Genomic DNA, 1,039 nt, shown 5'->3' on the forward strand with positions numbered 1-1,039 from the left:
GAAAAATTCAAATATCTCCTTTGTTCACATGGCTAGAAAACGGAACGAGGTTTTGTGCGAGTAGCTAAAAGATGAAGAAGGCATGGTGAGCGTAATGATTACTGTCCGTGAGCTCATACAAGTTGGTGGCTTTGATGAATCGTCAGTGCTTGCAGGCGCGGACTCTTTAGAGAATGAGCTGCTGAATGTTACTTCCTTTGATTCTCCCGATGGCCATAGGTGGTTGCGATCTGGTGAATTCGTTCTGACGACAGGCTTTCCATTCCTCTCTCAGCAAAAACCATGTACAAAACGACTGATAACACTCATCGATGAGCTAGTCGCCATCGGCACACCTGGGCTTGCCATCAAATTAGGTCGATACATCGAGGATCTTCCTGAAGCCGTTCTCTCCCACGCTACGAAAAAGGCATTTCCCATCCTGTCCTTTCCGATGGATAAAGCTTGGTCAGATGTCATCGTGCCAGTCGTTCAGTACATCAATGACAAACAACGCATCGAGCTGGACAGAACCCATGCCATTTATGAACGGTTTCATCACTTTTTGACGGGAGGAGCTCCGATTTCTACATTGACAGATTTACTGTCCGATATCCTTGCTGCTCCTGTCTCGATCCATGTCCCCCAGCATAGATGGAAATGGGATTCCTCGTTTGGTTCGTTCCCACGCGATGATTCATTGGACAAGCGATACGGTCAACGCGCCCCGATCCGACTAATACAAGAGCCGCTTAGCAGACAAAAAGAGGGAATCCATGTCCGGTGGCTTCTCCACGACCAAATCGTGCAGGGAACCATCATCATTGGACAGCGGGAGCGTGATCTATACGCGTGGGAAAAAGTCGCCATCGAACAAAGTGCTGCCCTCTTGTCCCTTGAAATGCAACGACAGCGAGCCATCCAAGAAACATTCCAACGTTTTCGCAATGATTTCTTGCAACAGCTCGTCAGTGGCCAGATCGCCTCACACGAAATGCTCATGCGAAAGGCGGATGAAGTCGGCTGGGAGTTGTCCGATCACTATATCGCGATGCTCCTA

Annotated in this window: 1 protein-coding gene; it reads left to right on the plus strand. The window is 48.8% G+C overall.

Annotated features, from left to right (window positions below):
* Positions 1-82: 82 nt before the first annotated feature.
* On the plus strand, positions 83-1,039 hold a 957-nt coding region (locus C7R94_RS29310), incomplete at its 3' end, for a PucR family transcriptional regulator ligand-binding domain-containing protein (protein WP_199197981.1).

Source organism: Brevibacillus sp. NRRL NRS-603 (genome assembly GCF_003013445.1).
Taxonomy (GTDB): domain Bacteria; phylum Bacillota; class Bacilli; order Brevibacillales; family Brevibacillaceae; genus Brevibacillus; species Brevibacillus formosus.